Raw genomic sequence first — 24,507 nt, 5'->3', positions numbered from 1 at the left:
AAGCTGCACCTCTACTAGGTTTGCAGGGACAGACTGTCTTGAACGAACGCTCTGCTTTTTGAAGAATTGTATCGCTTGCACCACTGGCCGGGCGGCAGGCCGGTTGCGCGCCGAAAACTTCGGCTGAAATGGGCCTGATCGGCAAAGCCTGTATCGTGCGCCACCTGGGAAAGATGCGCTCCGTCGCTGAGCAGGCGTTGCGCATGCTGGATCCGCGCCTCCATCACCCACTGATGGGGCGGCTGCCCCGCCGTCTCCCTGAAGCATTTCGAGAATTGCGACCGCGACATCCCCGCCACCGCAGCAAGCTCCTCGATACTCAGCCGACGGTCGAGACGTTCCATCACGTGATCAAGGACGTCATCGAACCAGGCTGGCGCGGCGTCATGCTTCCGGCTTTGGGCATTGAGATGAAAAATCTCGTGGATCACGCCGCACGCCAGCGCCTCCGCATAGCCCTCAGGCCGCCGGGGCTTCCGGCACTCATCCGCAAGAAGTCCCGAGAGCTGCTGAAGCTCGATGCTGCCTGACAGGAATGCGGCCGACTGCATATCAGCAGAATGCCCAACGATCCGGAGAAGCTGCTTTTGCTCGATATGGATATCAATATGTTCAAGATATCCGGCTGTGAGGATCTTGCTGCAGACGGGCAGCCCTGCCGGAATATAGCAAGCGCCGCAGACGGTTCCAGCTTCCGCACCGCCCTGCTCAAGCGCCACGGTCGCGCCATCGAAAAACACGACAAAGCGGGGATCGGGGGAAACGTATTCCCCTGTGGCGCCGGATTTCGCCTCGACCTGCCAGTGGTCAATAACCATGTGGTCGAACTGCAGATAGTTGACGTCATGGACCGGGACGATGCTCCTGACGGAGGATTTCATACGCGGCCGATATGACATCTCACATCCTGCGGGTGATACTAAGAATGATTCTCATTTATTAATGGGTGTGAAGATACTTATGACAGGCCAACTGTCAATGAATCCGAGACCGGCACATCAAAATAGTGTGCTGGGCACCGCATGGGTCCGCCTTCTACACAGGAAAAAGCACAACCTAGAACAGGGAGAAGTATTCCCGCTCTTCCCATTCGGAGACGGCCTGGGCGTAACGGTCCCATTCTGCCTGTTTGATGTGGCTGTAATAATCCACATAGGCATCGCCGAGCGCTTTCCGGAAGAAACTGCTCTGCCGGAACAGCCCGATCGCGTGCTCCAGGCTTGATGGCAGCTTTTCCGCATCGCTATCGTAAGGCCGTTCGACAGGTGCCGGAGCCGTAAGCCCGCGCTCGATCCCGTCGAGGCCCGCAAGGATCTGTGATGCCATATAGAGATAAGGATTGGCTGTCGGCTCCCCGACCCGGTTTTCAACCCGGCTGGCCTTGTCGCCAGGCTTCGCCAAAGCGCGGATCATGGCGCCTTTGTTGTCCCGGCCCCACTGCACCCGGTCCGGCGCCAGCGTGAAGGGGCGATAGCGCTTGTAGCCGTTTACCGTCGGCGTCGAGAGCAGGCAGCTCTCGGCCGCGTGCTCGAGCAGGCCGGCAATCCAGTTCCCGCAGAGCGTTGAAAGAGTTTCGCCCTCCTCCGGGATGAACAGGTTTTCGCCGCTCTTCAGATCCACAAGAGACTGATGCAAATGCCAGCCGCTGGCCATCGCATCCTTGAATTTTGGCCGACACATGAAAGTCGCGTGCAGCCCGGCGCGGCGGCAGACCTGCTTCACCATGGACCGGAACAGGATCATGTTGTCCGCGTGCTCCATGGCCGGCGCCGGATGGAACGTCACCTCGCACTGGCTCGGCCCGAATTCCGCCTCGAAGGACCGTACCGGCAGACCAAGCGCCACCGCATTGCGCCGGACCAGATCGAATATTTCTTCCAGTTGGTCGTACCGGTCCTCGGTCAGATATTGATAGCCGTGAGAGAGCAACTCGGTCTCCGGCGCCTCTTCCGGCTGCCCGGTATCCCCGTGACCGAGCTTCGGGTCGGTTACTTTCAGGACATGGAATTCAACCTCAAGCCCGGTGACCAGATCGTAGCCTTGCGCGTTCAGCCGCTCGACCGCCCGGCGCAGTATCCCCCGGGAGCAGACCTCAAGCGGCACTCCGTCGGCATCCATCAGATCCGCCTGCATCCAGCCGGAATGCGGCGACCATGGCAGCACCTTGAAGGTTGCGGGGTCCGGATGCATCAACACATCCCCGGCCCCCGTTAAACGCCCTTCACCGAACCCAGCATCCTCCTGCCAGACAGGGAACACGGTGCGGTGCGAGGTGTCTTTCAGCAGCAGTGTTGATGTCATGGCAATGCCGGAGCGGAAGGCGCTCTCCAGGTCGGCCGCCATCACTGTCTTGCCGCGCAAGATCCCGTGCTGGTCCGCGAAGGAAATGCGGACGACTTCAAGCCCCTCTTCTGCTACCCGCGCCAGTACGGCGTCGATTGCACCCTGATCCACAGTCACCTCATTCACGAGAGTGCCGCGTCCCAGGAGCAGGAAGCACGCCGGCCGGCATCCCGGTCGATCCAGACAGACTCCCATTCCTCGGTCGGGCCGATGGCATCGATGGAGATCGGCCCCTGAATGTCTTTCGCCGTGGCTTCGTCGATTACCAGCGGCAGCTCGCCCTCGCCCAGCTTCACGCTCTTGATCGCGGCGCGCAGCATCCGCCGGTAGCGAACGATGGCGGCGTCGGAGGAGGCGAGATGCTCCCGGGTGCGGTCCTGAACCGCGCCCATGGATTCCACTGCCCACTGGTCATGCACATTGATGTCCAGCCCCATGCCCGTATAGGTCAGTGTCTTCTGCTCTTCCGGGTCGTAGCCATACTCGTTGGACTTGTTGCGGAGCGGCGCATAATCCGGCAGCCGGTGCTCCTTCAGGCGCTGCTCGCGCATCTTTTCCTTGTCGACCGGCGCGCCGAAGCTGGTGAACATCGAGTACCAGTAGCAGTGAGTATCATCCACCGGTACATGCCACTGGGTGATGGTCATCTCGTTCGACATCGGAATGGTAATGGCACAGGGGAAGACCTGATTGGTCACCCGCACGTGGCGCTGACCGTTGCCGAGATCGCGTAGCGCAATGATCCGCAGCCCGTAATCAGTCTCTTCTACCTTCAGCTCCGGGTTATCGAACTCCCGCAATACCTTGGTCATCGGCATGTCGCTCTGGGCCGCCTTGTCCCGGAACTGCTTGCCGTAGCCGTCGGCCGGGTCCTCGTCCTGCAGGAAACGGTGCAAGAAGGACGCATGGGCCGGGTCGATACCGATTTCCAGCGCCTGCAGCCAGTTGCATTCCCACAGTCCCTTGAAGGCAAAGACATGGGTGTCGGGCGCGCGGAAACAGTCCAGCGCCGGGAAAGCAGGCGGCTCGCCCGGCCCCATATAGGTCCAGATGACGCCGTTCTTCTCGACCGCCGGATAGCTGGAGATCCTGATGCGCTCATGCATGCGCGAGCCGTCCGGTTCTGCCGGCTGCTCGGTGCATTGCCCGGTCTGGTCGAAATGCCAGCCATGGAAAGAGCAGCGGATGCCGCCGCCCTCAAGCCGCCCGTAGCAGAGATCGACCCCGCGATGCGGACAGAACCGGCTCATAAGGCCGAGCGTGTTGTCTTCCCGGCGGAACAGGACCAGATCCTCGCCCATCAGCCGAACAGGCGCGACCGGGCGCGGGCCGTCAAGTTCGACCGCGAGCGCCGCCGGCATCCAGTAATGCCGCAGCAATCGCCCCGCCGGCTGATCGGCACCGACGAGCGTGATCTCGTCGTTCTTTTCCTGGCTCATCATGGCAGGGATTCCTCCGCGTTGAAGCGCTTCGATCCGATATCTCGGTTCGATTTCCTAGTACTGGCGATCCGGGATCTGAATCCTGATCCCGTCCATTTCAGACGTAAGTTTGACCTGACAGGAAAGACGGCTGGTCGGGCGCACTTCGGCAGCTGCGTCCTCCAGCATCACCGTCTCTTCTTCCTCGGCTTCCGGCAGAAGACTGGAGACTGCATCGTCGAAATAGACATGGCAGGTCGCGCACATACAGCTTCCGCCACACTCCGCCTCGATCCCTTCAACGTCATTGAAAACAGCAGCCTGCATGACGGTTTCACCCGTCTCAGCTTCAACTGTTTCAACGGCCCCTTCCGGCCGCACGAAATGAACGGTGATCTTAGTGCCCACGACATGTCTCTCCTTGCCAGCTCCCATCAGATATCGATTGAGGCTGACATATAGATTTGACCGATTATCGAACATTCGGTCTATTATTGATCAAGTTCAAAAATACACCGCAAACCGAGGATACGGTCAAGACCCCCGGAGTTCCATGATCGCCGACAAGGATATCTCACTCACCTTCATGAAGGGCATGGAAGTGCTCGAAGCGTTCGAGCATGCCGCAACCCCTCTCACGATCCCCGAGCTTTCCCGGGCAACCGGCATCAATCGCTCGGTCACGCGCAGGCTGGTCCTGACATTGGTTCAGCTCGGCTATCTCCTGGAGGCGAACCGCGCCTACACACCGAGCCCGCGCGTGCTCCGGCTGGCCAGCGGCTATCTGAAGGAACGGCAATTCGGGCGCACCGTGCAACCGGTGATGGCCGCCTATTCGAAGCGCCTCGGCGATGCGATCTCTCTCGCGGTCAGGGACGGGACGGACGCAATCTATGTTGCCTATTCTCCCGGCGATCCGGCGCTGATCACGTCCGGCTTCAGCATCGGGTCGAGATTGCCGCTGACCGCGACCGCGATCGGTCGCGTGCTTCTGGCTTTCAGCGAGCCTGGAGAAATCGAACGCATCCTCGCCGAGCCGACCGCCGCCTATACTCCAGCAACCAAGACAGACCCGGACGCAGTTCTTGCCGACCTTGCAACGACCCGCGCACGCGGGTTCGCCCACGTCACAGGCGAATACGAGCCCGGCGTCGCTTCCATCGCAGTCCCTGTCATGGGATCGAACAATATCGCAAAAGCCGCTCTCGGCATCGTTGGGCCTGCGGCGCGGTTTGAGGAGATGGAGGTTTGTGCCGCGAAAGCCGCACTGCTCTCGGAATGTGCGGAGACGCTGGGGAGCTTCGTTTAGCGGCACTTACAAGAGCATGGGAATGCTGACGCGGCGAGCCGGAGACGAAGCCCCGGCCCGCCACCCTGAGCCGATCCCAAACGGCCGCAGGAAGATCAATCACACGTCCCGACGCGGGCTATTGCTGAAAAGAGCCCATCAAAACACGCAATTTTTAGATGCGTACTCCAAAATCGCGGCAAACCATACATCAGTACTCGGCTGCACCGCAAGGGTTTACCAAATGGCCGAGACAACAGGCATCGGCCAGCCTCGCCGGAACTCAAATTATTTGTCTGGAATCCTGATTCAGAACAAAATTTTAGTGGGATTATAGAACCTTAGGAAACACACCAACGGCAAAAATAGAAATTTTGCCCATCTGGAAACATCGAAAAAATCAACCCAAGATTAATATCAATTCGTAAATCCAAATCGATTAACGCTAGAAACCGGAAAGTAGATTGAATTGTTGCCTGCTTGAGAAAAGCGGCACCCGGGAAATCCGATAATCTTTGCCATTCATGTCCTTCAGGCTCAGGAGTCCGGAAATCCGAGCCAGGGCTCGAGAACTTCAAACGTTTCATCCATGGCAAATGCTCCCGCAAATGGTATGGAGACATGCCCATAGCGCAAAGATATCTGTTCTTCAGCAGCCTCTTCGCCATGTTTGGTGACCGCCGCTAAATACAGCGCTGCCGCAAGTCCACTCCGATCGGCGCCGGCCTTGCAATGGATCAGCACCGGCCTCTCTGCCCGCTCGAAAACCAACAGGAGCTCTGCGGCTTTTTCCTGCGACAATTCAAGAGACGCGGACATGTAGAAATCGACATGGTCGATACCGAGACGATCCGCCTCGGCAACTTCCGCCTCATACCAGCCCTTACCGGTATGCTCTCCACGCAGGTTTACAATCGTCTTGATGCCGTACGCCTGGTGGTATTTGGAAATATCCGCAGCGCTTGGCTGAGCGGACCGATAGAGCGTTCCGGGAATGACGGTGTGGAAATTGCCGGTCAACTGAAGCCCGCCTAGGTAAAGCCCGGCTCCGAGGAGAAGGCCGAAAAATCCCCCTCCGATAACCCGTAATGCTTTCCTGCATCGCTTTTGCGGCACAGCAGAATGCTCCAGTGAAATGTCCGGAAGCCAGAGCCTGAAAGGTCGAACCTCTCAGGTTTAGTAATCTTCACGCAATGTCGAAAGCCCGATCCCGGTCGCCTCGAACCCGCCATCGACCGCAAGATACTGACCGTTGATATAACTCGCCTTGTCGCTTGAGAGAAAGAAGATCGCTTCGGCCAATTCCGTCTCGAGGCCATAGCGGTTCATCGGGATGTTGGCGTGATAATCGGCCCGAATTTCCGGTGTATGGACTTTCAGCGCCATCGCCGTGTCCACCGGGCCGGGGCAAACCGCATTAACCCGGATACCTACACTACCGAGCTCGGCCGCCTGCTGCTTGGTCAGATGCAATACCCCTGCCTTGCTGGTGCCATAGGCAACGCGGAGCGTGCTTGCGCGAAAGCCGGAGATAGAGGCGATGTTCACAACCGCTCCGCCACCGTTTTTCAACATCACCGGCGCGACGGCGTTGGTGCAGAGAAACGGCCCGTTGAGATTGGTTGCCATGATCTCGGACCATTCCTCGAAGCTGGTCTCCAGTACCGGCTTGAAATTCGCAATCCCGGCATTGTTGACCAGCGCATCGATGCGCCCGAATGCGGCCTCGGTCTCCTCGACCGCCCGGCGTACCTGATCCGGATCCGAGACATCGGCAAAGATCGGCATTGCGCCATTGCGGTGACCGATATCTTCCATCGCCTGTGTCAGCGTCTCCCTGTCCCGGTCCAGCAGCGCCACGCGCCAGCCCTCGTCAAGAAACTTGAGTGCCGCCGCCAGGCCGATACCGCGCGCGGCCCCCGTAATGATGGCAACCTTTGAATCTGTCATTTCCTACCCCGCTTTTTTGATACTGACGCCTCTTGCTTCTGCGTCTTCAGACTTGCTCGTGTCGGACGTTAGAAGATTGCCGCCCGGACAAAAAGAGATGACTGGCGCGTGCTCATAATGATGGTGGGCGCCAGTCCGGCGGGTCAGGTCTCTTCCGACCCGCTTCCGATCAGCGCCATGTCGAACGGCGTGGTCTGGTAGATCTGGTTGATCCAGTTGGCGAACAGCAGATGTGCATGGCTGCGCCAATGGTTTTTTGGTGCCTGCTCCGGATCGTTGTCCGGGAAATAATCGTGTGGCAGCGCGGTATCGAGACCACGCTCCCGATCACGGAAATACTCGTCGCTGAGCGAGTCGGAATCATACTCGATGTGATTGAACATGAAGAGCGTGTGCCGCGCTTTGTCCTCAAGCAGACACGGGCCCTTCTCGGCGGAGTCCATCAGGGTCGTGATGCCAGAATCCTCCGGAATGTCGGCTGAGCGGATTTCGGTCCAGCGGGACACCGGTATGGAGAAATCATCCGAGAAGCCACGCAGGTACGGCGATGCCGGCGCCATGTTGCGATGCCGGTAGACGCCGAACGCCTTCTGCGGAAGCGCGTGTTTCGGAACCCCGTGAAAGTGATAGAGCGCAGCCTGCGCAGCCCAGCAGATCATGAAACTCGAATGCACATGGGTCCGCGTCCAATCGAAAATCCGGCACAGCTCGGGCCAATAGGACACGTCCTCATATTCCATCTTCTCGACGGGAGCCCCGGTGATCACAAGCCCGTCGAACTTCTCGTCCTGCACGTCCTCCCATGGCTGATAGAAGGAAATCATGTGCTCCGCGGAGGCGTTACGCGACACATGGTCCGTCATCTTGATCAGGGACAGCTCAACCTGCAGCGGTCCGGCACCGAGCAGACGGGCTATCTGGGTTTCCGTACGGATCTTGTCCGGCATCAGATTCAACAAGCCGATCTTGAGAGGCCGCACATCCTGACGGATGGCATCCGCCTCGCGCATGACCATAACGCCTTCGGCTTCGAGCGCAGCGAAAGCGGGAAGATCGTTCGGAATCATGATCGGCATTTAAACGTCCTCTGCTGTTCCGGCGCATCGAGCAGAGCAGACATTATGGCGAGACCCGATTAGTTGCCGGTTCGGCCACATCTTCCTTTAGAGGAGCGCCACCTTGCCCGGAGAGCAGGTTGGCGTTGAGCGTCGGCTCAACTCTTGATGCAGACTGATATTTAATCGAAGCGGGCGCGTTTGGCAATTCCGTCGCTGGATGCCCGTCTAATTCGCAATCCCGGGAAATCATCCTTCAAGCCGTCGGGGAGAGCCGCGTAGGACGGCGTAGAGCAATGACGAGGCCCAGCGTGGCAATTGCCAGGCCCGCCCATTGCAGGATGCTTGGAAATTCGCCAAGCACCGGTATGGCAATCAGGATTGCCATGGACGGCGCCATCGCCGGAAAGAAGGAGGCTCGGCCGGGGCCGAGATGATGAACGGCACGCGCGAAGGCAAAAAGGGCGACCACGGCAGACAGAATTCCCTGCACGACGACCTGTTCGACGATTGCCTCAAATGGCGTCGCCAGCAGACGCTCCGGCCCCCAAACCATGAGGTAGAGCGGCCCGAAGAGAAAACCGGACAGAACGGAGACGATGGCGGTCGAAGTCCAGGCACTGATCCGCCAGCGGCGTACCAGGATTGTAAAACCGGCGAACATCGTGCCCGCGGTCGCGAACAGGATATCGCCCTTCCACGCTTCTGACTGCCCCGAGAACAGGTCCGGTCCGGCAATCGTCGCCAGCCCGATGACAAGCAGCGCGAGGCCTGTCAGCTTGGCCGGTGTCAGTCGCTCGCCGAACAGGATCGCGGCGAAACAGACGCTGGTCAGCGTCATGCCGCCCGGCTGGATAACCGCCGCATGCGCCGCCGGGGCGAAATAAAACCCGCTGGCCCCGACGATCAGAAACAATGGCCCCGCAAGCGCAGCGAGCATCAACGGCTTGAACCAGCCGAGTTGCACCAATTCCCTCCGCCCCGGCTGGCGCAGCAATATCGGCAGCATCACCAAGGCTGCCGAGGCGTAACGGAGAAAAGCGATATCGACCGCTTCGAGGCCGAGCACGACACCATGCCGGGACACCACGAGGAAACCGCCCCAGATGACCGCCGCCATTAAGCCGAAAGCGATACCGACACGCGGAGATTCCGCGTCGACCGCAGATTTAACGATGGTCGTTGGCATGTTTTTTTCGGTCCTGGGGAAAAGCGCTGCGCGCAAATTTTGTAGAGATGAAATCGCCCGCCGACCAGCGCGGAAAGTGAAAGCCAACTATCCTTTATTGCTATCGATCGAGGCCACATCAATCCGTTTCGTCCGGACCTGATCGAGCAGCCGTTCCACATCCTCTTTATGGCAGAGATCAGTACCCGGTGTCAGAAGCGCGGCCGAGCCAGCCGCAATGGCGTATCTGAACGCCGCCTCTGGCTCATCGCCCGACACCAGCCGCCAGACCATCGCGGCAAGGAAGCTGTCCCCCGCGCCCACGGCACTGATGGCTTTGACCGGCACCGCATCCGCGCGCACCCGAAGATCGCGGGTTACCAGGAACGCGCCCTCCTCTCCGAGGGTCAGCAAGAGGATTTCCGCCCGGCCATCCCGGACCAGTCCGGTGGCAGCCTCTTCCCAGTCCGCGCGACACTCAAGCGGCGCACCGGTCAGATCGCGCAATTCCTGCAGATTGGGCTTGGCCATATGGATGCCATGGCGTAGTGCGGCACCCAGGGCCGGCCCCGAGCTGTCGACAACAAGCCGGACGTCTTGGTCGGAGAGTTTTTCGGCGAGCCGTGCATATAGATCGTCCGGTGCACCCGGCGGCAGGCTGCCGCTCGCGACGACATAGTGATGCGGCTCGGCATAGGTGGCGACGGTATCGATACAGGCCTGCCAATCCTTCCGGTCGAGTGCTTCTCCGGGGAGAACGAACCGGTATTGCGCACCGCTGCGCGCCTCCGTTACGGAAAAGCTCTCCCGCGTTTCGGCGGCAACGTCGATGGCGATGCTGTCGACACCCTGCTCTTGCAGTATATCGCGGAGCTGCTGCCCGAGTGCGCCCCCTGCCGTATAAATCGCGCGGCAGGCACCGCCGAGGCGTCCGATCACACGGGCGACATTGATGCCGCCGCCCCCGGAATCGCGGCTGGCATCCCGGCATCGGAGTTTATTGGTTGGAACCACATGGTCTGTCACAGCCGACACGTCGACTGCGGGATTCATGGTCAGAGTGAGTATACCGCCCGTCAAAAAAATGCCCCCGGCCCGATCAAGTACGAACTTTACTCCGGCAGCATAGCGCGAGTTCCGACATGGCGTTCGAATTCACTCGCCAGACGGGTTCAGCACGAAATCAAAGCGTGAGCGCCACGGGACTTCGCCATCTGTCCGTTCAAATGATGCCAAAAGGCTCTGCTTCACGCCGAAAACCGCATCGGACGACAGATACGGATCTCCCTCAACGAAAGTGTGCGTCACCAGCTTCTGATAACCGGGCGCCGTCACCAGAAAATGCATATGCGCGGGCCGGTAGGGATGTCGCCCCAAAGCATTGAGCATTTTCCCGACGGGACCGTCATCCGGGATTGGATAGGAGACAGGCTTTATACCGACGAAGCTGTAGGCACCGTCCTCACCGGCAATGAAAACGCCCCTGTTGTTCCATTTCGGTTGCTGCTCCGGCTGTTGCACATCGTAGAAACCGTCCGCGTTGTCCGACCAGACATCGAGCTTCGCGCCTGCAACCGGCCGCCCCTCAAGATCAAGGACGCGCCCCTCGAACAGGCATTGCTCCCCCTTGCCGTCGAGACAGATGCTCTCCCCCATCTGCCGCACCGGCGCACCATCCACATGGAACGGACCGAAGACCGTACTCTCCGTCGCCCTGGCCGGACGGCGGTTGTTGATCGCGTCGACCAGCATCGAGAAACCAAGTGTGTCGGACAGCAGGATAAATTCCTGCCGTTCACCGGAACAGAGCTGCCCCGTCCGGGTCAGGAAGTCGATGCCGAACTCCCATTCTTCCTGCGTGAGATCCACTTCCTTTGCGAAAGGGTGCAGATGCTTCACGAGAGAGCTCATCACCACTGCAAGCCTGGGACTGATATCCTCTCCCATGCGATCGTGCACCGCTTCGGCGGAAGCCTCTTCCGTAAAATATCGGGTCATTTTCCTTCCCTCCCGGATCCGGATGCCTTCTTGCGAAAGCCTGCAACCTCTCGATAGCCCGCAGCAACTTCCTCAAGCTCTTCCGCCGAAATCAGATCCTCGATCCTGTCGTCAGGACCGGTCACCCGTGCGGCGGCAATATCCAGCACTCTTTCGGGGCCCGAGCGGCGGTTGGTCAGAACCAGTTTCGAGGTTGCGGGGCACCGCAATTCCTCATAGGCAAGCAGACCGTCCGGGCCAGGTTGTTGGGCCACTATATCCGCGAGAGTACGCGCGTCGATGATCGCCTGGGAGGCGCCATTGGCGCCGATCGGATACATCGGATGCGCTGCATCGCCCAACAAGGTCACCCGCCCAACAGTCCAGAAATCGACCGGATCACGGTCAACCATCGGAAACTCGGTTATCTGTTCCGTCGCCTCCATGACTGCGGCGACATTCATGTCCGCCAGCGCAAACTCCTTGAACGCCTCGATGAATTCTCGTGTTCCCTGCCGGGTCCAGTCCGCATCCTGAACATGGCGTGGCTGGTCGCGGCGCAACTCCGCCACCCAATTGGTGAGGGCTTTCCCCTGCCGCCGGGCCTGCTCGCTGATCGGGTAGGTGACGAACTTAACGTTATGATCTCCGACGATCATCATCGTTCGGCCATCGCCGATCATGTCCGTGGCCACCGCCCCGCGCCACATCATCGTTCCCTCATAATGCAGCGGCCCTTCATCCGGGTGTATCTGCGCACGGATCGCCGAATGCAGACCATCCGCCCCGATCAGCAGATCGCATTCGGCGCTATCACCGTCGGCGAAACGCATTGTCACCACCGCCTCGTCCTGTACGAAGCCTGACACCTTCTTTCCGATGACCACGGCATTGCCGCCCAGGCGCTCTTTCACCGCATCCAGCAGCAGGAACTGCAGCTCACCCCGATGGATCGAATATTGTGGCGCGGCGAAACCCGCCTCCATGTTGCGCGGGTCTGACTGGATCAAATGGCCGTATCTGGTCCGGTATTCTATGCAGCGGGTTTGAATGGCGGTTGCGTCCAGCACGTCCGCCAGCCCCAATTCCCGCAAGATCGCCGAGGCGTGCGGCATGACATTGATGCCGACACCCAAGGGGCTTATGTCTTCCACCGCCTCGTAGACTTGGACGGAAAAGCCCCGCTCGTGCAAACAAAGGGCTGCGGTTAAACCACCAATCCCTGCTCCCGCAATGCCAATATGCATCACATCCTCCCCTCGCTATTTTCATTATTCAATTTCGGCCGATTGTTCGCCGGGATAGATTTCTTCGAGAGTCAGGCTCACCCCGGACAGGATCAAGCCACTCTCGTGACTATAAATTGCACTATCTCAATATTTCAGGCGCGCCATGAATGATGCCCCTCTCGACCGGCACCAATATGTCCTGGGCTCCCCGTCCGCTCATGTCGGCCTGCTGAATTGCGAGCGGATCGCCGAGCGCCGTCATATCCACAACTGGAGCGTCGCCCCGCATTATCACGAGGGACTATCGCAGCTCTTCGTGTTTGGCCGGGGATACGTCACGGGGCAGATCGATGACCGTCACGCCTCACTGCCCAGCCCCGCGCTCGTCTGGGCCCCGGCTTTGTGCCGCCACGGCTTCGATTACGAGCCGGAAATGCTGGGATGGGTGATTACGATACCGAGCACCGACGTCGCCCGGCTGACGGAAGGGCGGCCATGGCTGCGGGAAAAAACCCAGAAACCGCAGGTCTTGCTGGGGGATGAACGCGCGCCCCTCCTGGCCGAAATACAGCTTCTGGTGCGCAGGATAGAAGAGGAACACCAGCGCCATGGCATGGATCGCGGCCTGGCTCTGGAAGCCCTGTTCCAGTTGCTTTTACTCGCCCTCTACCGGGGACTTTCAGGCGCTCCGGACACCCAGCCCACCGGAGCCAGCCGGGGCAGCCGGCTGGTGCAGCGCTTTCAGGAGTTGCTGGATCAGCACATGCCCGCCGCCAGATCGGTCGCCGCATACGCCGCCATGACCTCCGTCACCCCGACGCATCTCTCCCGCACCGTGAAGGCCGTGACCGGATGCACCGCAGGTGAAATCATTCAGGATAGGATACTCTTGGAAGCCAAACGCCGGTTGGTCTTCAGCGATCATCCGGTCGCTGAAATTGCCTACGCACTGGATTTCTCCTCACCGTCGTACTTTTCCCGCTTCTTCACAGTACGTACCGGCGAGACACCAGCAGGTTTCCGCCGCCGTGCGCGCCATGCGCCCGGCGGATAACGAAACCGCATGATCCGGCGCGGGTCCTTATGTCCGAGAATGGCTTTCATGCACATAGTGTGAAGAGCGCTTCAGGAATTTTCTCTCGACGAAAACCCAGGACACATATGCCAGAACAAGCGTGATGAAAGCGGCTGCGATCAGGGTGCCGTACGGATACAGCTCAAACAGTCCGAAATACTTCAGAAGCTGCAATGTCGGAAAATGGAACAAGTATACCCCGTAGGATAAATCCCCGATCCTGCCGACCCCGACACTCAGCCAGCCGATTTGCGACAGGCCGATGACGAACAGTGGATACATAGCCATGTTCGCATAGTCGGCAATTCCCGGCGGCACATCGAGCAGCAGATAAACCGCGCTCACCAGAAACAGCGCATACCGAACTCCGGGCCGGAACTCCTTCGCGGCAAGAAAACTCCCCAACACGAAGTACGGAAGCTGCCCGGGAAACTGCCGCGCCAGAACCACCCCCATCGGATGATCGAAGCCATAAGTGAAATAGGTAAACCACAACACCCCGCCCGCGAACATCAGGCAGAACCCCGCGAATAGTCCGATCTTTCGATAGAGAAAGACGATAAGGGGAATCAGCAGGTAGAGCATGATCTCTATCTTGATCGTCCAGAGAGCCCCATTGACCGCACTTATAGTCCAGCCCTCGAAAACTCCGGGAATGGTTGGCTGCAAAAAATTCAGGAAGATCAAATTGAAAAACAGATACTTGTATGTAGACGATGACGTGAAAAACTCCCCGAAACCCAGGGACGTAATGGCAAGACCGATCAGCAAGCCATATCCAATCACAGCACTATATGCCGGATAAATCCGCCTTACTCTTTTTTCAAAAAAGTCATAAACGGACGCGCTGGAGAAATAGCTTTTCGTGACCAGATACCCGCTTATTGCGAAGAACCCTTTTATTGCAAAATTAAAATCAAAAATGTCAGGCCACATGAACGCGCCGGATATTTCCTGCGCATGACTGAAAAAAACGATGATGGCTAAGGTAAGTCTGATTTCGTCAAAGCAGTTTTTCTTCACTGACAAAATCTGCCTCACGCCTTAAGCGACATACAAACAATAAGGAAACCGAGCGGCGATCTCAGAGGCAAGCAATTTGGGTGCCTGCTCAAGGAGCCCGGTGAAGCCTCATTCAGTTATTGGAACTCCAGTCAGGCACAGCCACGCCTGACAAATACCCATATAATCAATCCGTTAGTTAGAGGATCACTCCCACTCAATCGTCCCCGGAGGCTTCGAGGTGATGTCGTAGGTCACCCGGTTGATGCCCTTGCACTCGTTGATGATGCGCGTGGAGACCCGACTGAGGAAGTCGTGGTCGAAATGGTAATAGTCCGCCGTCATGCCGTCGGTCGAGGTGACGGCGCGCAGGGCGCAGGCGAAGTCGTACGTCCGGCCGTCGCCCATGACGCCAACGGTGCGGACCGGCAGCAGCACGGCAAAAGCCTGCCAAATGGCGTCGTAGAGACCGGCATTGCGGATCTCTTCCAGATAGACCGCGTCGGCCTTACGCAGGATATCGAGCTTCTCGCGGGTGATGTCGCTGCCGGGGATACGAATCGCGAGGCCCGGGCCGGGGAACGGGTGGCGGCCGACCAGGCTTTCCGGCAGACCGAGTTCGCGACCAAGATCGCGGACCTCATCCTTGAACAACTCGCGCAGCGGCTCGACCAGCTTCAGGTTCATCCGCTCCGGCAGACCGCCGACATTGTGATGGCTCTTGATGGTAACGCTCGGCCCGCCAATGAAGGAGACGCTCTCGATCACGTCAGGATAGAGCGTACCCTGGGCCAGGAACGCGGCGCCCTCGATCTTGTTCGCCTCTTCCTGGAACACATCGATGAAGAGCGAGCCGATGGTCTTGCGCTTCTTCTCCGGGTCGGTCTCGCCTGCCAGCGCGCCGAGGAACAGATCGCTCGCATTCTTATGGATCAGCGGGATGTTGTAATTGTCGCCGAACAGCCGCACGACCTCTTCCGCCTCGCCTTGGCGCAGCATGCCGTGATCGACGAAGACGCAGGTGAGCTGGTCACCGATCGCCTCATGGATCAGCACAGCGGCCACGGAGCTGTCGACACCACCGGAGAGACCGCAGATGACTTTCCCGTCACCAACCTGATCGCGGATCTGCTGGATCGCCTGATCCTTGAAGGACGCCATTGTCCAGTCGCCGGCGCAGCCCGCGACCTTGTGCACGAAGTTGGAGAGCAGCGCGGCACCATGCGGCGTGTGCACCACTTCGGGATGAAACATGGTGGCGTAATAGCGGCGCGCGTCATCAGCAACGACGGCAAACGGTGCGCCCTCACTGGAAGCGACGACCCGGAAACCTTCCGGCAGTTCGATCACCCGGTCACCGTGGCTCATCCAGACCTGCTCGCTGGCGCCGGTCTCCCACACCCCGTCAAACAGGATACAATTGTCCTTCACGTCAACGAAGGCGCGCCCGAATTCGCGATGGTCCGAAGTCTCGACCCGTCCACCGAGCTGGTGGCACATGGTCTGCTGGCCGTAACAGATGCCAAGCACCGGCAGGCCCGAGTCGAAAACGAGCTGGGGTGCTCTGGGGGTTTCCTCGGCGACCACGGAGGCCGGTCCACCCGACAATATGTAGGCCTTGGCCCCGAACGCCTCGATCTTCTCGACCGGTGTGTTGAAGGGCATGATTTCGCAATAGACACCAGCTTCGCGGACACGGCGTGCGATCAGCTGTGTGACCTGACTGCCGAAATCGAGAATGAGGATACGATCGGTCATCGGGCACCATTTGGTTCGGCGGGAATGAAGCGCAGGAAACTACCCGATGCATTGCACTGCGGCAAGGCCGGCGAACAAACCCTGGCTCCCCACTTCAACGCGCGCTTAAAACTTTGGGATGCAGGCTTGCGGCAATGATCAAGCATTGCATTAATCCCCTCAGAAAAAGACAAAAATCATTTGTCCGCACTAACGTTATGAGTTTTTCTCGCTCCGAAATACGCTCAGAGAGAAAAACTCGGTAAACGACATGGTCCAACAGGCGGCTCCGGAATTTACGACGGATTGGTTTGAAATCTCGAAACCGCGTTGGGAAGCCCTGATCCCTCGCGCGAACCCATCCAAAGTCCTAGAAATCGGATCCTACGAAGGCGCAAGCGCCTGCTTCGTTATCGAGAAACTCGGCGACCGGAAACCCATCGAGATTCATTGTGTCGATACCTGGGAAGGCAGTATCGAGACAACAGAGCGCAACATGCCCGCCGTCGAGCGGCGTTTCGACCAAAACATCGCAATCTCGATGGAAAACGTCGCCCATGACGTGAAGCTGGTGAAACACAAAGGTATGTCAGACCAGATCCTGCCCCGCCTCCTCACGGAGGGATATGCCGGCTATTTCGACTTCGTCTATATCGACGGCTCGCATCAGGCACCTGATGTTCTGTGCGATGCAGTGCTCGGGTTCAGGCTTTGCAAACCCGGCGGCTACATAGTGTTCGATGACTATCTCTGGACTGACAGATCGGCCACGGAACATGACGCGTTGCGCACGCCAAAGCTGGCCATCGATGCTTTCACGAGTATTTACGGCAAAAAAATAAGAGTCATTCCGGCGGTGCTCTATCAAGTCTACCTGGAAAAACTGTCGGACTGAGCAATAGCGCGCCTGATCGACGATCCAGAAAGACAGACCACTAGCTGTCGGTCCGCTCAATCCGGGCAAGATCGAAGACCGTCACGCCCTGGGAGTGAGAAAGGCTATGAGTGCCGACGAGCCCCTGTGAAAGCCGGGGCGGGATGGTGCAGATTTCGCTCTCGCGGAAACTCTCTTCATCCAATGTATCGATCCGGGCAATCCCCATGCCCTGGCCATAGGCGTCAAAGCCCTGAACCTGAAACACACGGAACAGGCCCTCCTCATCTACAAGGAACCCGCCGTTACGAGCCCGGCGGCTGTCGAAAACCACCGGATTGCGAGGGTGCGGGGCCCAGTTCTCGGAATCGAATGCATCGGCATGAAAAACGTGAAGCTCGGAATCATGATCGCCGATCCCCGCGCTATCGATATTCGTCAGCATCCACCATTTGCCGTTGTGCCTGAAAATACTGGTATCGGCCGCACTCACATCCCGCATGATCACTTTGTGAAGCTCCCACTTATTGGGAAAATTCACACATTTGTATAGCCGTATATCGCCGGCCTCATGCGTCTCCGGGCACATGTAAAGTCCGCCTTCCTCCTCGAACAGGTACGGATATGACAGGTGGAAATCTTCCTCCAGCGCGCACCCCAGATCGTCATATCCGCCCTCTCGCAGACCCAGCACAGAGATCTTCCCTCTCCCGCGCGCATAGTCGTAGTCCTCAACGAAGCAGAAATGTGCGCCATCCCGGAAGACGGCAAAAGGATCAGCCAGAAACCGGCCTCGGGGGTTTTTGACCGTCACGGCACGCCGGAGAACCGCGTCCCTCCAGCCACCGCCGAACAGGTAAGCGACACTCCATCGTTGCGACTGCCGGCGTATCCGGCGGACGAGCTTGCCTGACAGATGAAAGGCTGTTCGCCCCATATAAGCCAGTTGTTGAGCGATCGTGGGAGTTCGATAGAGCGGATAGGCGTAGGGCACCTTCGGATAGGCTTCCGGCAAACTGCCCGACCTGCCCACGCCTTCCAGCAGCCGGTGCAGGAAGATGTTGGCTTTCCTGTAGAGCTTAGCCTGATTGAAGGCATAGAACGGCGCCGTCCCGATCTGCCCTTTGAAGAGGACATCTCCGCCGTCGAGCTCGGCCGACAGTTTCTGGACAACAAATCCGGTAGAAGGCTCGCGATGAAACACCTCCCAAAAGCCGGCAGGGCTGCCCCGGTAGGTATCGTTATCCCCGTGATGAAACGAAAGAATGCCAAAGGGACAGACAGTAAGGATCTCTCCCCTCAATATGCCGCTCCCGCCGCGGATCAGAACATCGATATTTCTTTCGCGGATCGCCTCAACGTCACTCTCCGGGTAGTGATAAACCAGCCCGCTGCCGGAAACCTCCGGCGTGACATGGAGCCTTTCCAGGCCGATTTCATCCAGGGACTGGCGGTCGAAGAAACCTGACAAGATCGATGACGCGCGGCTGTTGCCGAGAGCAGACGATGCGAGGCTCGCGAGCCACCATTCCGCCCGCTGCAGCAAAGCGATCAATGCTTTTTCGGCAAGATTTTTTACGCCTCGTCTTTTGATGAAGTTCAATATTCTCCGAACTTTTGAGACCTCATCCGTCCGAAACGTTCTTTGAACGATCAGAAGACCGATCTCATATTCGTCCGACAGCCTGCTTCGATTAATCAGATCGGAGACAAGCCATTCCTGATCGCAATCATCGACAATGTAAGCGGCCTTCAACTTTCCCATGAGGCGTCCCAACGCACTGACATCGCGGAGAGATTAACAGTCCGGTTCGCGCCGTGCCGCACCGTGAGAGCGCGCGGGATAAAGGAGATGTCATGGAACAATGGGCGTCGCTAACCTTCAGCGCTCGCGAGACGCTCCTGGAGGGCGCGGATATCCGTCCAGCGATAGACCGTCTCTTCCGTCTTCGCCCCCATCACGCTGCACTCGATGGGAGCGTCGGCGGCGCCGCCCAGCTGCTCATAAAACGCTACACCGCCGCGATTTTCGCTCAGCACCGTCAGGACAAGGGCGCCAAAGCTGGCATTGGACAGCCCGAGCACGACACGTCCCAGCAGCGCCGTTCCGACGCCAAGGCCCTGAAAGCTCGGGTCTACATAGAGAACATAGATTTCGGCAATCTCGCCCGCTTCGTTTCCAACTGCGGCGATATCCTGCCGACGTATACCGCCCTGGCAGAAGCCCACGACCGTTCCATTCCAGTCGGCCACCTGAAACAGCTCGGCGTTCCGGTTCTTGGCAATCGCGTTCGACCACTGACCGGCCGACCGTACCGCGCGCAGTTCCAGCAGAACCCGGTCCGGCAAGATCCCTACATAGGCATCCTGCCAGGTTTCGACCTGCACTCTCGCAATCGCAGACGCGTCCTTGGGTAGTGCAGGACGTATCTTGATGTCTCTCGGATCCGGCATTGCTTTCCCCTCATCGGAACGCATCGGGATCATGATAATGGAGAGACAGCGCCGTTTAAACGCCGAAACGGCGCGACGAAAGCGCCCGGACCTTATTCGGCTGTTTCTTCTGCCGCGCGACGCTCCAGGATCTGCACGAAGAAACCGTCCGTCCCGTGCTTGTGCGGATAGAGCCGCAAAGCGGTCCCTTCGCCCGGACAGTCTCCACCGCCGAGCGGGACCACCGTCTCGGCCCAGACCGTAGCGATATCCAGTGCCTGGAACTCGCCTTCCCGCGCTTCCAGGAAAGCATCGACGATAGCCTCGTTTTCTTCCGGCAACAGAGAGCAGGTCACATAGGCAAGACGTCCGCCAGGCTTCACAAGCCGAGCCGCCCGCTGCAGGATCACGGCCTGCAACTCGTTCAACTCCGCCAGATCCGTCTCGTTGTAGCGCCAGCGGGCATCCGGGTTGCGGCGCCAGGTTCCGGTCCCGGAACAGGGTGCGTCGACCATGACCCGGTCGAACTTTCCGGCGAGCCGTTTCACCCGACGGTCACTGCCCTCGGCCAGAACATGCCGTTCAATGTTGTGCAGTCCCGCGCGGCGCGTGCGAACACCGCAGCGTTCCAGCCTGCCCTCGGACGTGTCGAGCGCCAGCACCCGACCCTTGTTCTCCATCAGGCCGCCAAGCACGAGGCTCTTGCCCCCAGCCCCGGCGCAATAATCAGCAACCTGCATGCCGGGTGCAGTACCAAGCAGCAACGCGGCAATCTGAGCGCCCTCGTCCTGGACCTCGATGAGGCCTTCCTTGAACAGCTTCAGACCGTCAATCGGCTTCCGCTCGGCAGACCGAAGACCGAAAGGCGAGAAAGGCGTCGGGGTGCACTCGATGTCCTGCTTGTAAAGCGCCTCCCGGATAGAATCCCTGTCCGCCTTGTGCAGCGGATTGATCCTGATGTCGAACGGCGCCTCGGTTCCCATGGCGGCAAGCGCGGCTTCCCGCTCGTCACCCAGCACCGGCTCAAGCCGCCGGTATACCCAGTCGGGCGTTTCCAGGCGTACGGCAGCCGGCATGTCCGGAGCACTGTTGAGGATTTGCCCCTTCAGCTTCGACAGCAGCGTCAGTTCCAGCTCGTCCATCACGTAGGGGGCGTGATTCTCACCGGAAAAGAGTTCCGTGATCGCAGTTTTCGTCAATTCGTCGACGAGCACCAGATCCGCAAGAACCCGCATGCGTGCAGTCGGATGCTCGGAGACTCCGGTCCGGCCAAGGTGCCAGTCGACTCGCGACCGGCGCCGGAGCAATCCATACACCCGATTGCGGACCGCATGCCGGTCCTTCGACCCCGCATAACGCCGCTGCCGGAAATAGCCTTCAAGAACACGATCGACCGGACGCGGATCGGCGTCGGCTTCTTCCATGATCTCGATTGCGGCAAGGAGGCGGGCCGCTGGGGTCATCTAAGTTGCTTTCGTTGTGCCGGGTATGCCCCGGGCGTTGTACCGAACTGGTTTACATGCTCGGACGGTAATTGGGGGCCTCGCGGGTGATCGTCACGTCATGGACGTGGCTTTCCCGAAGACCGGCGGTGCTGATTTTCAGGAACTTGCAGTTCCTCTGCATTTCGGCCAGCGTCGCGTTGCCAGTGTACCCCATGGCAGCCCGAAGCCCACCGATCAGTTGATGGACGACGGCGGAGACCGGCCCCTTGTAGGGAACCTGACCCTCGATCCCTTCCGGGACCAGTTTCAGATTGTCCGACACTTCTTCCTGGAAGTAACGGTCAGCGGACCCCCGTGCCATAGCACCGAGCGAGCCCATGCCGCGGTAGGATTTATAGGAACGGCCCTGATAAAGGAAGACTTCTCCCGGGCTTTCGTCGGTCCCGGCGAAGAGCGAGCCGATCATGGCGCAGTCCGCGCCGGCCGCGATGGCTTTCGCCAAATCACCGGAATACTTGATGCCACCATCGGAAATCACCGGCACACCGGCCTTGCGGCAGGCTTCGAGCGCCCCGGTAATGGCGGTGAGCTGCGGCACACCGACACCGGCAACCATACGCGTGGTGCAGATAGAGCCCGGGCCGATACCGACCTTGACCGCATCGGCGCCCGCATCGATCAGTGCCTGCGCCCCGTCCCGCGTGGCGACGTTGCCGGCAATGATCTGGGTCTTGTTGCTGAGATTGCGGATCTCTTCGACGGAACTGAGTACACCCTGGGAGTGACCATGCGCGGTATCGATCACGATGATATCGACCTCCGCATCAATCAATTCCTCGGCCCGGGCGGTGCCGTCCTTGCCAATGCCGGTTGCAGCAGCGACCCGGAGGCGGCCCTGCTCGTCCTTGCAGGCGTGCGGATGAGTCTGGGCCTTGTCCATGTCCTTGACAGTGATCAGGCCGATGCACTTGTGATCGCCGTCCACCACCAGCAGCTTTTCGATCCGGTGCTTGTGTAGCAGTGCCCGCGCCTCTTCCGGTGTCACGTCCTCACGCACCGTAATGACCCGCTTGGTCATCAGGTCCTTCACCGGCTGGCTCATGTCGGTTGCGAAGCGCACGTCGCGGTGGGTCAGAATACCGACCAGCTTGCCGGTCTTGGCTTTCACGACCGGGATGCCGCTTATCTTGAAGCGCATCATCACTGACATAGCGTCGGCCAGGCTTTGCTCCGGCGCGATCGTCACCGGGTTCACCACCATGCCTGCTTCGAATTTCTTCACGGTGCGGACTTCGCCGGCCTGGGCCGCTGCGTCCATGTTCTTGTGAATAACACCGAGGCCGCCGAGCTGCGCCATGCCGATCGCGAGACCGCTTTCGGTCACAGTATCCATAGCTGCGGAGATAACCGGAATCCCGAGTCTGATCGACCGGGTCAATTGGGTGGATGTATCGACTTGTGCCGGGAGAACCGACGAAAGAGCCGGTTCAAGAAGGACGTCGTCGAAGGTCAAAGCTTCGCGGATATCCATGGTGCCTCCGTTTGCTGCGGTGGCACGGCGCTATAACACCAGGTATGCCACCTGCCAAGCACGAAGTGCCAACGCTTCTGTTACGTTTCCGCAGAGCTGCCATGCGAGGCAGCACACAAAGTCCTATCCGGTGGCCCTAACAAGCCGGGAAGCAAGTGCATCCAGCCCTTTCTGGCCAGCTCCGTCCGCCAGGTTTCCGTCATCCCCGAAAGCGCTACCTGCGCCGGGCACCGTCACGAAACCTTCAACCGGAACGCAGCCGAGCTCGCACAGGCAATCCCGTAGCCGGGGCACCACGCGCACGCCACCGAGCCGGCCGGGAGATGCCGCCATCACCGCGACATGTTTCGACTTCAGCACATTTTCCGGCCCGCCGTCCTTTGACAGACGCGACACCCAGCTGAAAGTGTTGACCAGAAGCGGAGGCACGAAGCCGTTATATTCCGGTGTCGCGATCATCAACCCGTCATGCTCGGAGATCAGCTTTTTCAGGGCGAGGATGTTTTCGGGCACGCCGTGCGCGTCCTCATCGTCGCCATGATAGATCGGCGCCGGATAATCGTTGAGATCGATCAGCGTTGCCTCGCCGCCCGCCTTGCGTATGGCAGCAGCACCGGCCGCCGCCAGTTTCTTGTTCAGGGACTCCGCGCGCGCACTGCCCGCGAAAACGAGGATCTTCGAATTGCTCATGTGATGATTTCCGTAAAGGAGGCGTCGAGGGATTTAAACTGGGGCCACCGGAGGGCTGGACAAGGTACCGCCCTAAAGATCCTTGCTGAGATAGTAGCGGCTGTTGCCCGTCGGATAGTCCAAAGTCCCGAAAACGCTGAAGCCCAGCGACTCATAGAAAGGCCGGGCCTGAAAGTCGTAGGTATCGAGCAAAATTTTGGACGCCCCCAGTCGGCGCCCTTCTTCCGCGATCGCCTCGACGATGCTCCTGCCCCAGCCAGTTCCACGCAGGTCCTCGTCGATCCAGAGGGTGCTGATTTCTGCGACGCCGAGATTTACACGACCACCGGCTCCGCCCTTCAGGGCTCCTTCGGAATCCTTGATCTCCACCGTGAAATATCGGCTGTCCCAGTCGGATCGTTCTTTGTTGAAGGCAACCAGCCGCCGGTCGATCTCCTCGAGATCTTCGGTCACCCCCTCCTCGATCCTAAGTGTCAGGTCCTGCGTCATCGGCTTCATCCATTACGGTATCATCCCGGCGATCCTCAACCAGTCCCCTGAAGCCGGTGCAAACCACATAGGCTTCGGGCGATTCAGGACGACTGGCCGCCGGTTTCGCATGCCTCACAACCCGGAAGGCAAGCTTCATCCGCCGCAGCATTTCTTGCTCGCTACCGCCTTTGAAGACTTTCGCGACGAAGCTGCCGCCCTCGGCCAGCACCTCAAGCGCGAACTCGAATGCCGCCTCGCAGAGAGCGGCGGTCCGCAAATGGTCCGTCGGTGAATGACCGGTCGTCGAGGCCGCCATGTCGCTCAACACGACATCGACCTGCTCCGGCATCCGCTCCCGCAGGGCGGCGAGACCTTCATCACTCATGAAGTCGCCCTGGAAGAGATCCGCGCCCGGCACCGGCTCCATTTCCAGAAGGTCGATGCCAATAACGGTGCCTTTGCCTTTGCTCGCCCCGACGATATCCACCGCGATCTGGGTCCAGCCGCCTGGCGCCGCGCCGAGATCGACGACCTTCTGGCCGGATTTCAGGAAGTGGAACTTCTCGTCAAGCTGTTGCAGCTTGAAAGCCGCACGGGACCGGTAGCCGAGCTTCTGCGCCTCGACCACGTAGGGGTCGTTAAGTTGCCGGCGCAGCCAGCGTTGTGATGAAGGTTTATGTCGACGCGCATTCTTGAGCTCGACGCTGGTCATCCGGGACCCAGAGCCTCGCCCGCCGCGCCGTCCGCCGCGATTGGTTGTCATGGCCGCTTAAGTGCGCCGGAAGCGGCTGTCTCGTCAACCCATCCCGCCTATTCCG

The 24,507-nt window shown here is 59.3% G+C and carries 23 protein-coding genes and 1 riboswitch; of the genes, 3 read left to right on the top strand and 20 right to left on the bottom strand.

Annotated elements, in window-relative coordinates; all coding sequences use genetic code 11:
- Positions 1 to 14: 14 nt before the first annotated feature.
- The 4 genes from VOI22_RS01835 to VOI22_RS01820 all read right to left on the bottom strand — a co-directional run bounded on the left by VOI22_RS01835 (position 15) and on the right by VOI22_RS01820 (position 4,172).
- The gene (locus VOI22_RS01835) at positions 15 to 899 is read right to left on the bottom strand and encodes an AraC family transcriptional regulator (protein ID WP_323794897.1); all 885 of its coding nucleotides are present in this window, start codon (positions 897 to 899) and stop codon (positions 15 to 17) included.
- Between the two features lie 157 nt (positions 900 to 1,056).
- On the bottom strand, positions 1,057 to 2,469 hold the full coding sequence (locus VOI22_RS01830) for a glutamine synthetase family protein (RefSeq protein ID WP_323794896.1): 1,413 nt from the start codon (positions 2,467 to 2,469) through the stop codon (positions 1,057 to 1,059).
- Positions 2,466 to 3,785 (bottom strand): Rieske 2Fe-2S domain-containing protein, encoded by a 1,320-nt coding sequence (locus VOI22_RS01825; protein WP_323794895.1) that lies wholly within the window; start codon positions 3,783 to 3,785, stop codon positions 2,466 to 2,468. The genes VOI22_RS01830 and VOI22_RS01825 overlap by 4 nt, the downstream gene beginning before the upstream one ends.
- Before the next feature lie 54 nt (positions 3,786 to 3,839).
- A complete protein-coding gene (locus tag VOI22_RS01820) occupies positions 3,840 to 4,172 on the bottom strand; it encodes a 2Fe-2S iron-sulfur cluster-binding protein (RefSeq protein WP_323794894.1) in 333 nt (110 codons plus the stop codon).
- A gap of 145 nt (positions 4,173 to 4,317) precedes the next feature.
- Here VOI22_RS01820 and VOI22_RS01815 point away from each other — a divergent pair, with 145 nt between their 5' ends.
- Positions 4,318 to 5,073, top strand: coding sequence for an IclR family transcriptional regulator (locus tag VOI22_RS01815; RefSeq protein WP_323794893.1), 756 nt, complete (start codon positions 4,318 to 4,320; stop codon positions 5,071 to 5,073).
- A gap of 516 nt (positions 5,074 to 5,589) precedes the next feature.
- On the opposite strand, the gene VOI22_RS01810 is transcribed toward VOI22_RS01815, so the two are convergent.
- The 7 genes from VOI22_RS01810 to VOI22_RS01780 all read right to left on the bottom strand — a co-directional run bounded on the left by VOI22_RS01810 (position 5,590) and on the right by VOI22_RS01780 (position 12,449).
- A complete protein-coding gene (locus VOI22_RS01810) occupies positions 5,590 to 6,168 on the bottom strand; it encodes a tyrosine-protein phosphatase (RefSeq protein ID WP_323794892.1) in 579 nt (192 codons plus the stop codon).
- Positions 6,169 to 6,228: 60 nt separating this feature from the next.
- Entirely contained in the window at positions 6,229 to 7,002 is a 774-nt protein-coding gene (locus VOI22_RS01805) for an SDR family oxidoreductase (protein ID WP_323794891.1), read from the bottom strand.
- A 143-nt stretch (positions 7,003 to 7,145) separates the two neighbouring features.
- Positions 7,146 to 8,078, bottom strand: a complete 933-nt coding sequence (gene metA / locus VOI22_RS01800; RefSeq protein WP_323794890.1) for a homoserine O-acetyltransferase MetA — start codon at positions 8,076 to 8,078, stop codon at positions 7,146 to 7,148.
- Between the two features lie 49 nt (positions 8,079 to 8,127).
- Positions 8,128 to 8,234: riboswitch (SAM-I-IV-variant riboswitch) on the bottom strand.
- A 79-nt stretch (positions 8,235 to 8,313) separates the two neighbouring features.
- On the bottom strand, positions 8,314 to 9,246 hold the full coding sequence (locus tag VOI22_RS01795) for a DMT family transporter (protein ID WP_323794889.1): 933 nt from the start codon (positions 9,244 to 9,246) through the stop codon (positions 8,314 to 8,316).
- 87 nt (positions 9,247 to 9,333) lie between these two features.
- Positions 9,334 to 10,305: a 1-phosphofructokinase family hexose kinase gene (locus VOI22_RS01790; RefSeq protein ID WP_323794888.1), complete on the bottom strand. Its 972-nt coding sequence runs from the start codon at positions 10,303 to 10,305 to the stop codon at positions 9,334 to 9,336.
- Positions 10,306 to 10,380: 75 nt separating this feature from the next.
- Positions 10,381 to 11,223: an intradiol ring-cleavage dioxygenase gene (locus tag VOI22_RS01785; RefSeq protein ID WP_323794887.1), complete on the bottom strand. Its 843-nt coding sequence runs from the start codon at positions 11,221 to 11,223 to the stop codon at positions 10,381 to 10,383.
- A complete protein-coding gene (locus VOI22_RS01780; RefSeq protein ID WP_323794886.1) occupies positions 11,220 to 12,449 on the bottom strand; it encodes an FAD-dependent monooxygenase in 1,230 nt (409 codons plus the stop codon). The genes VOI22_RS01785 and VOI22_RS01780 overlap by 4 nt, the downstream gene beginning before the upstream one ends.
- Before the next feature lie 145 nt (positions 12,450 to 12,594).
- Here VOI22_RS01780 and VOI22_RS01775 point away from each other — a divergent pair, with 145 nt between their 5' ends.
- Positions 12,595 to 13,485, top strand: a complete 891-nt coding sequence (locus VOI22_RS01775) for a helix-turn-helix domain-containing protein (protein WP_323794885.1) — start codon at positions 12,595 to 12,597, stop codon at positions 13,483 to 13,485.
- 27 nt (positions 13,486 to 13,512) lie between these two features.
- Here the strand turns inward: VOI22_RS01775 and VOI22_RS01770 are convergent, their stop codons facing one another.
- The gene (locus VOI22_RS01770) at positions 13,513 to 14,529 is read right to left on the bottom strand and encodes an acyltransferase (protein WP_323796276.1); all 1,017 of its coding nucleotides are present in this window, start codon (positions 14,527 to 14,529) and stop codon (positions 13,513 to 13,515) included.
- A gap of 186 nt (positions 14,530 to 14,715) precedes the next feature.
- Positions 14,716 to 16,266 (bottom strand): glutamine-hydrolyzing GMP synthase, encoded by a 1,551-nt coding sequence (guaA, locus tag VOI22_RS01765; RefSeq protein ID WP_323794884.1) that lies wholly within the window; start codon positions 16,264 to 16,266, stop codon positions 14,716 to 14,718.
- A gap of 250 nt (positions 16,267 to 16,516) precedes the next feature.
- Between guaA and VOI22_RS01760 the strand changes: the two genes are divergently transcribed.
- Positions 16,517 to 17,140 (top strand): class I SAM-dependent methyltransferase, encoded by a 624-nt coding sequence (locus VOI22_RS01760; protein WP_323794883.1) that lies wholly within the window; start codon positions 16,517 to 16,519, stop codon positions 17,138 to 17,140.
- A 40-nt stretch (positions 17,141 to 17,180) separates the two neighbouring features.
- On the opposite strand, the gene VOI22_RS01755 is transcribed toward VOI22_RS01760, so the two are convergent.
- The 7 genes from VOI22_RS01755 to VOI22_RS01725 form a co-directional block, all read right to left on the bottom strand.
- Entirely contained in the window at positions 17,181 to 18,884 is a 1,704-nt protein-coding gene (locus VOI22_RS01755; RefSeq protein ID WP_323794882.1) for a hypothetical protein, read from the bottom strand.
- 110 nt (positions 18,885 to 18,994) lie between these two features.
- A complete protein-coding gene (locus VOI22_RS01750; protein WP_323794881.1) occupies positions 18,995 to 19,573 on the bottom strand; it encodes a GNAT family N-acetyltransferase in 579 nt (192 codons plus the stop codon).
- Positions 19,574 to 19,665: 92 nt separating this feature from the next.
- Positions 19,666 to 21,015, bottom strand: coding sequence for an RsmB/NOP family class I SAM-dependent RNA methyltransferase (locus VOI22_RS01745; protein WP_323794880.1), 1,350 nt, complete (start codon positions 21,013 to 21,015; stop codon positions 19,666 to 19,668).
- 52 nt (positions 21,016 to 21,067) lie between these two features.
- Entirely contained in the window at positions 21,068 to 22,528 is a 1,461-nt protein-coding gene (guaB, locus tag VOI22_RS01740) for an IMP dehydrogenase (protein WP_028465636.1), read from the bottom strand.
- Positions 22,529 to 22,651: 123 nt separating this feature from the next.
- Positions 22,652 to 23,218: an NAD(P)H-dependent oxidoreductase gene (locus VOI22_RS01735; protein WP_323794879.1), complete on the bottom strand. Its 567-nt coding sequence runs from the start codon at positions 23,216 to 23,218 to the stop codon at positions 22,652 to 22,654.
- Positions 23,219 to 23,290: 72 nt separating this feature from the next.
- The gene (locus VOI22_RS01730) at positions 23,291 to 23,707 is read right to left on the bottom strand and encodes a GNAT family N-acetyltransferase (RefSeq protein WP_323794878.1); all 417 of its coding nucleotides are present in this window, start codon (positions 23,705 to 23,707) and stop codon (positions 23,291 to 23,293) included.
- Positions 23,685 to 24,401: an RlmE family RNA methyltransferase gene (locus tag VOI22_RS01725; RefSeq protein WP_323794877.1), complete on the bottom strand. Its 717-nt coding sequence runs from the start codon at positions 24,399 to 24,401 to the stop codon at positions 23,685 to 23,687. The genes VOI22_RS01730 and VOI22_RS01725 overlap by 23 nt, the downstream gene beginning before the upstream one ends.
- Positions 24,402 to 24,507: the final 106 nt, after the last annotated feature.

This window comes from Nisaea sp., assembly GCF_034670185.1.
GTDB lineage: Bacteria > Pseudomonadota > Alphaproteobacteria > Thalassobaculales > Thalassobaculaceae > Nisaea.
The sequence above is the reverse complement of the archived record's forward strand: the minus strand, read 5'-3'. Positions and strand labels throughout refer to the sequence as shown.

What these genes read in the sequence shown, in the direction of transcription:
- VOI22_RS01775 (WP_323794885.1), top strand. Translation starts at nt 12,595, where the DNA reads ATGAATGATGCCCCTCTCGACCGGCACCAATATGTCCTGGGCTCCCCG.
- guaA (WP_323794884.1), bottom strand. Translation starts at nt 16,266, where the DNA reads ATGACCGATCGTATCCTCATTCTCGATTTCGGCAGTCAGGTCACACAG.
- VOI22_RS01730 (WP_323794878.1), bottom strand. Translation starts at nt 23,707, where the DNA reads ATGACGCAGGACCTGACACTTAGGATCGAGGAGGGGGTGACCGAAGAT.
- VOI22_RS01725 (WP_323794877.1), bottom strand. Translation starts at nt 24,401, where the DNA reads ATGACCAGCGTCGAGCTCAAGAATGCGCGTCGACATAAACCTTCATCA.
- VOI22_RS01750 (WP_323794881.1), bottom strand. Translation starts at nt 19,573, where the DNA reads ATGCCGGATCCGAGAGACATCAAGATACGTCCTGCACTACCCAAGGAC.
- VOI22_RS01815 (WP_323794893.1), top strand. Translation starts at nt 4,318, where the DNA reads ATGATCGCCGACAAGGATATCTCACTCACCTTCATGAAGGGCATGGAA.
- VOI22_RS01735 (WP_323794879.1), bottom strand. Translation starts at nt 23,218, where the DNA reads ATGAGCAATTCGAAGATCCTCGTTTTCGCGGGCAGTGCGCGCGCGGAG.
- metA (WP_323794890.1), bottom strand. Translation starts at nt 8,078, where the DNA reads ATGCCGATCATGATTCCGAACGATCTTCCCGCTTTCGCTGCGCTCGAA.
- VOI22_RS01795 (WP_323794889.1), bottom strand. Translation starts at nt 9,246, where the DNA reads ATGCCAACGACCATCGTTAAATCTGCGGTCGACGCGGAATCTCCGCGT.
- VOI22_RS01805 (WP_323794891.1), bottom strand. Translation starts at nt 7,002, where the DNA reads ATGACAGATTCAAAGGTTGCCATCATTACGGGGGCCGCGCGCGGTATC.
- VOI22_RS01825 (WP_323794895.1), bottom strand. Translation starts at nt 3,785, where the DNA reads ATGATGAGCCAGGAAAAGAACGACGAGATCACGCTCGTCGGTGCCGAT.
- VOI22_RS01835 (WP_323794897.1), bottom strand. Translation starts at nt 899, where the DNA reads ATGTCATATCGGCCGCGTATGAAATCCTCCGTCAGGAGCATCGTCCCG.
- VOI22_RS01755 (WP_323794882.1), bottom strand. Translation starts at nt 18,884, where the DNA reads ATGGGAAAGTTGAAGGCCGCTTACATTGTCGATGATTGCGATCAGGAA.
- VOI22_RS01760 (WP_323794883.1), top strand. Translation starts at nt 16,517, where the DNA reads ATGGTCCAACAGGCGGCTCCGGAATTTACGACGGATTGGTTTGAAATC.
- VOI22_RS01780 (WP_323794886.1), bottom strand. Translation starts at nt 12,449, where the DNA reads ATGCATATTGGCATTGCGGGAGCAGGGATTGGTGGTTTAACCGCAGCC.
- VOI22_RS01785 (WP_323794887.1), bottom strand. Translation starts at nt 11,223, where the DNA reads ATGACCCGATATTTTACGGAAGAGGCTTCCGCCGAAGCGGTGCACGAT.
- VOI22_RS01745 (WP_323794880.1), bottom strand. Translation starts at nt 21,015, where the DNA reads ATGACCCCAGCGGCCCGCCTCCTTGCCGCAATCGAGATCATGGAAGAA.
- guaB (WP_028465636.1), bottom strand. Translation starts at nt 22,528, where the DNA reads ATGGATATCCGCGAAGCTTTGACCTTCGACGACGTCCTTCTTGAACCG.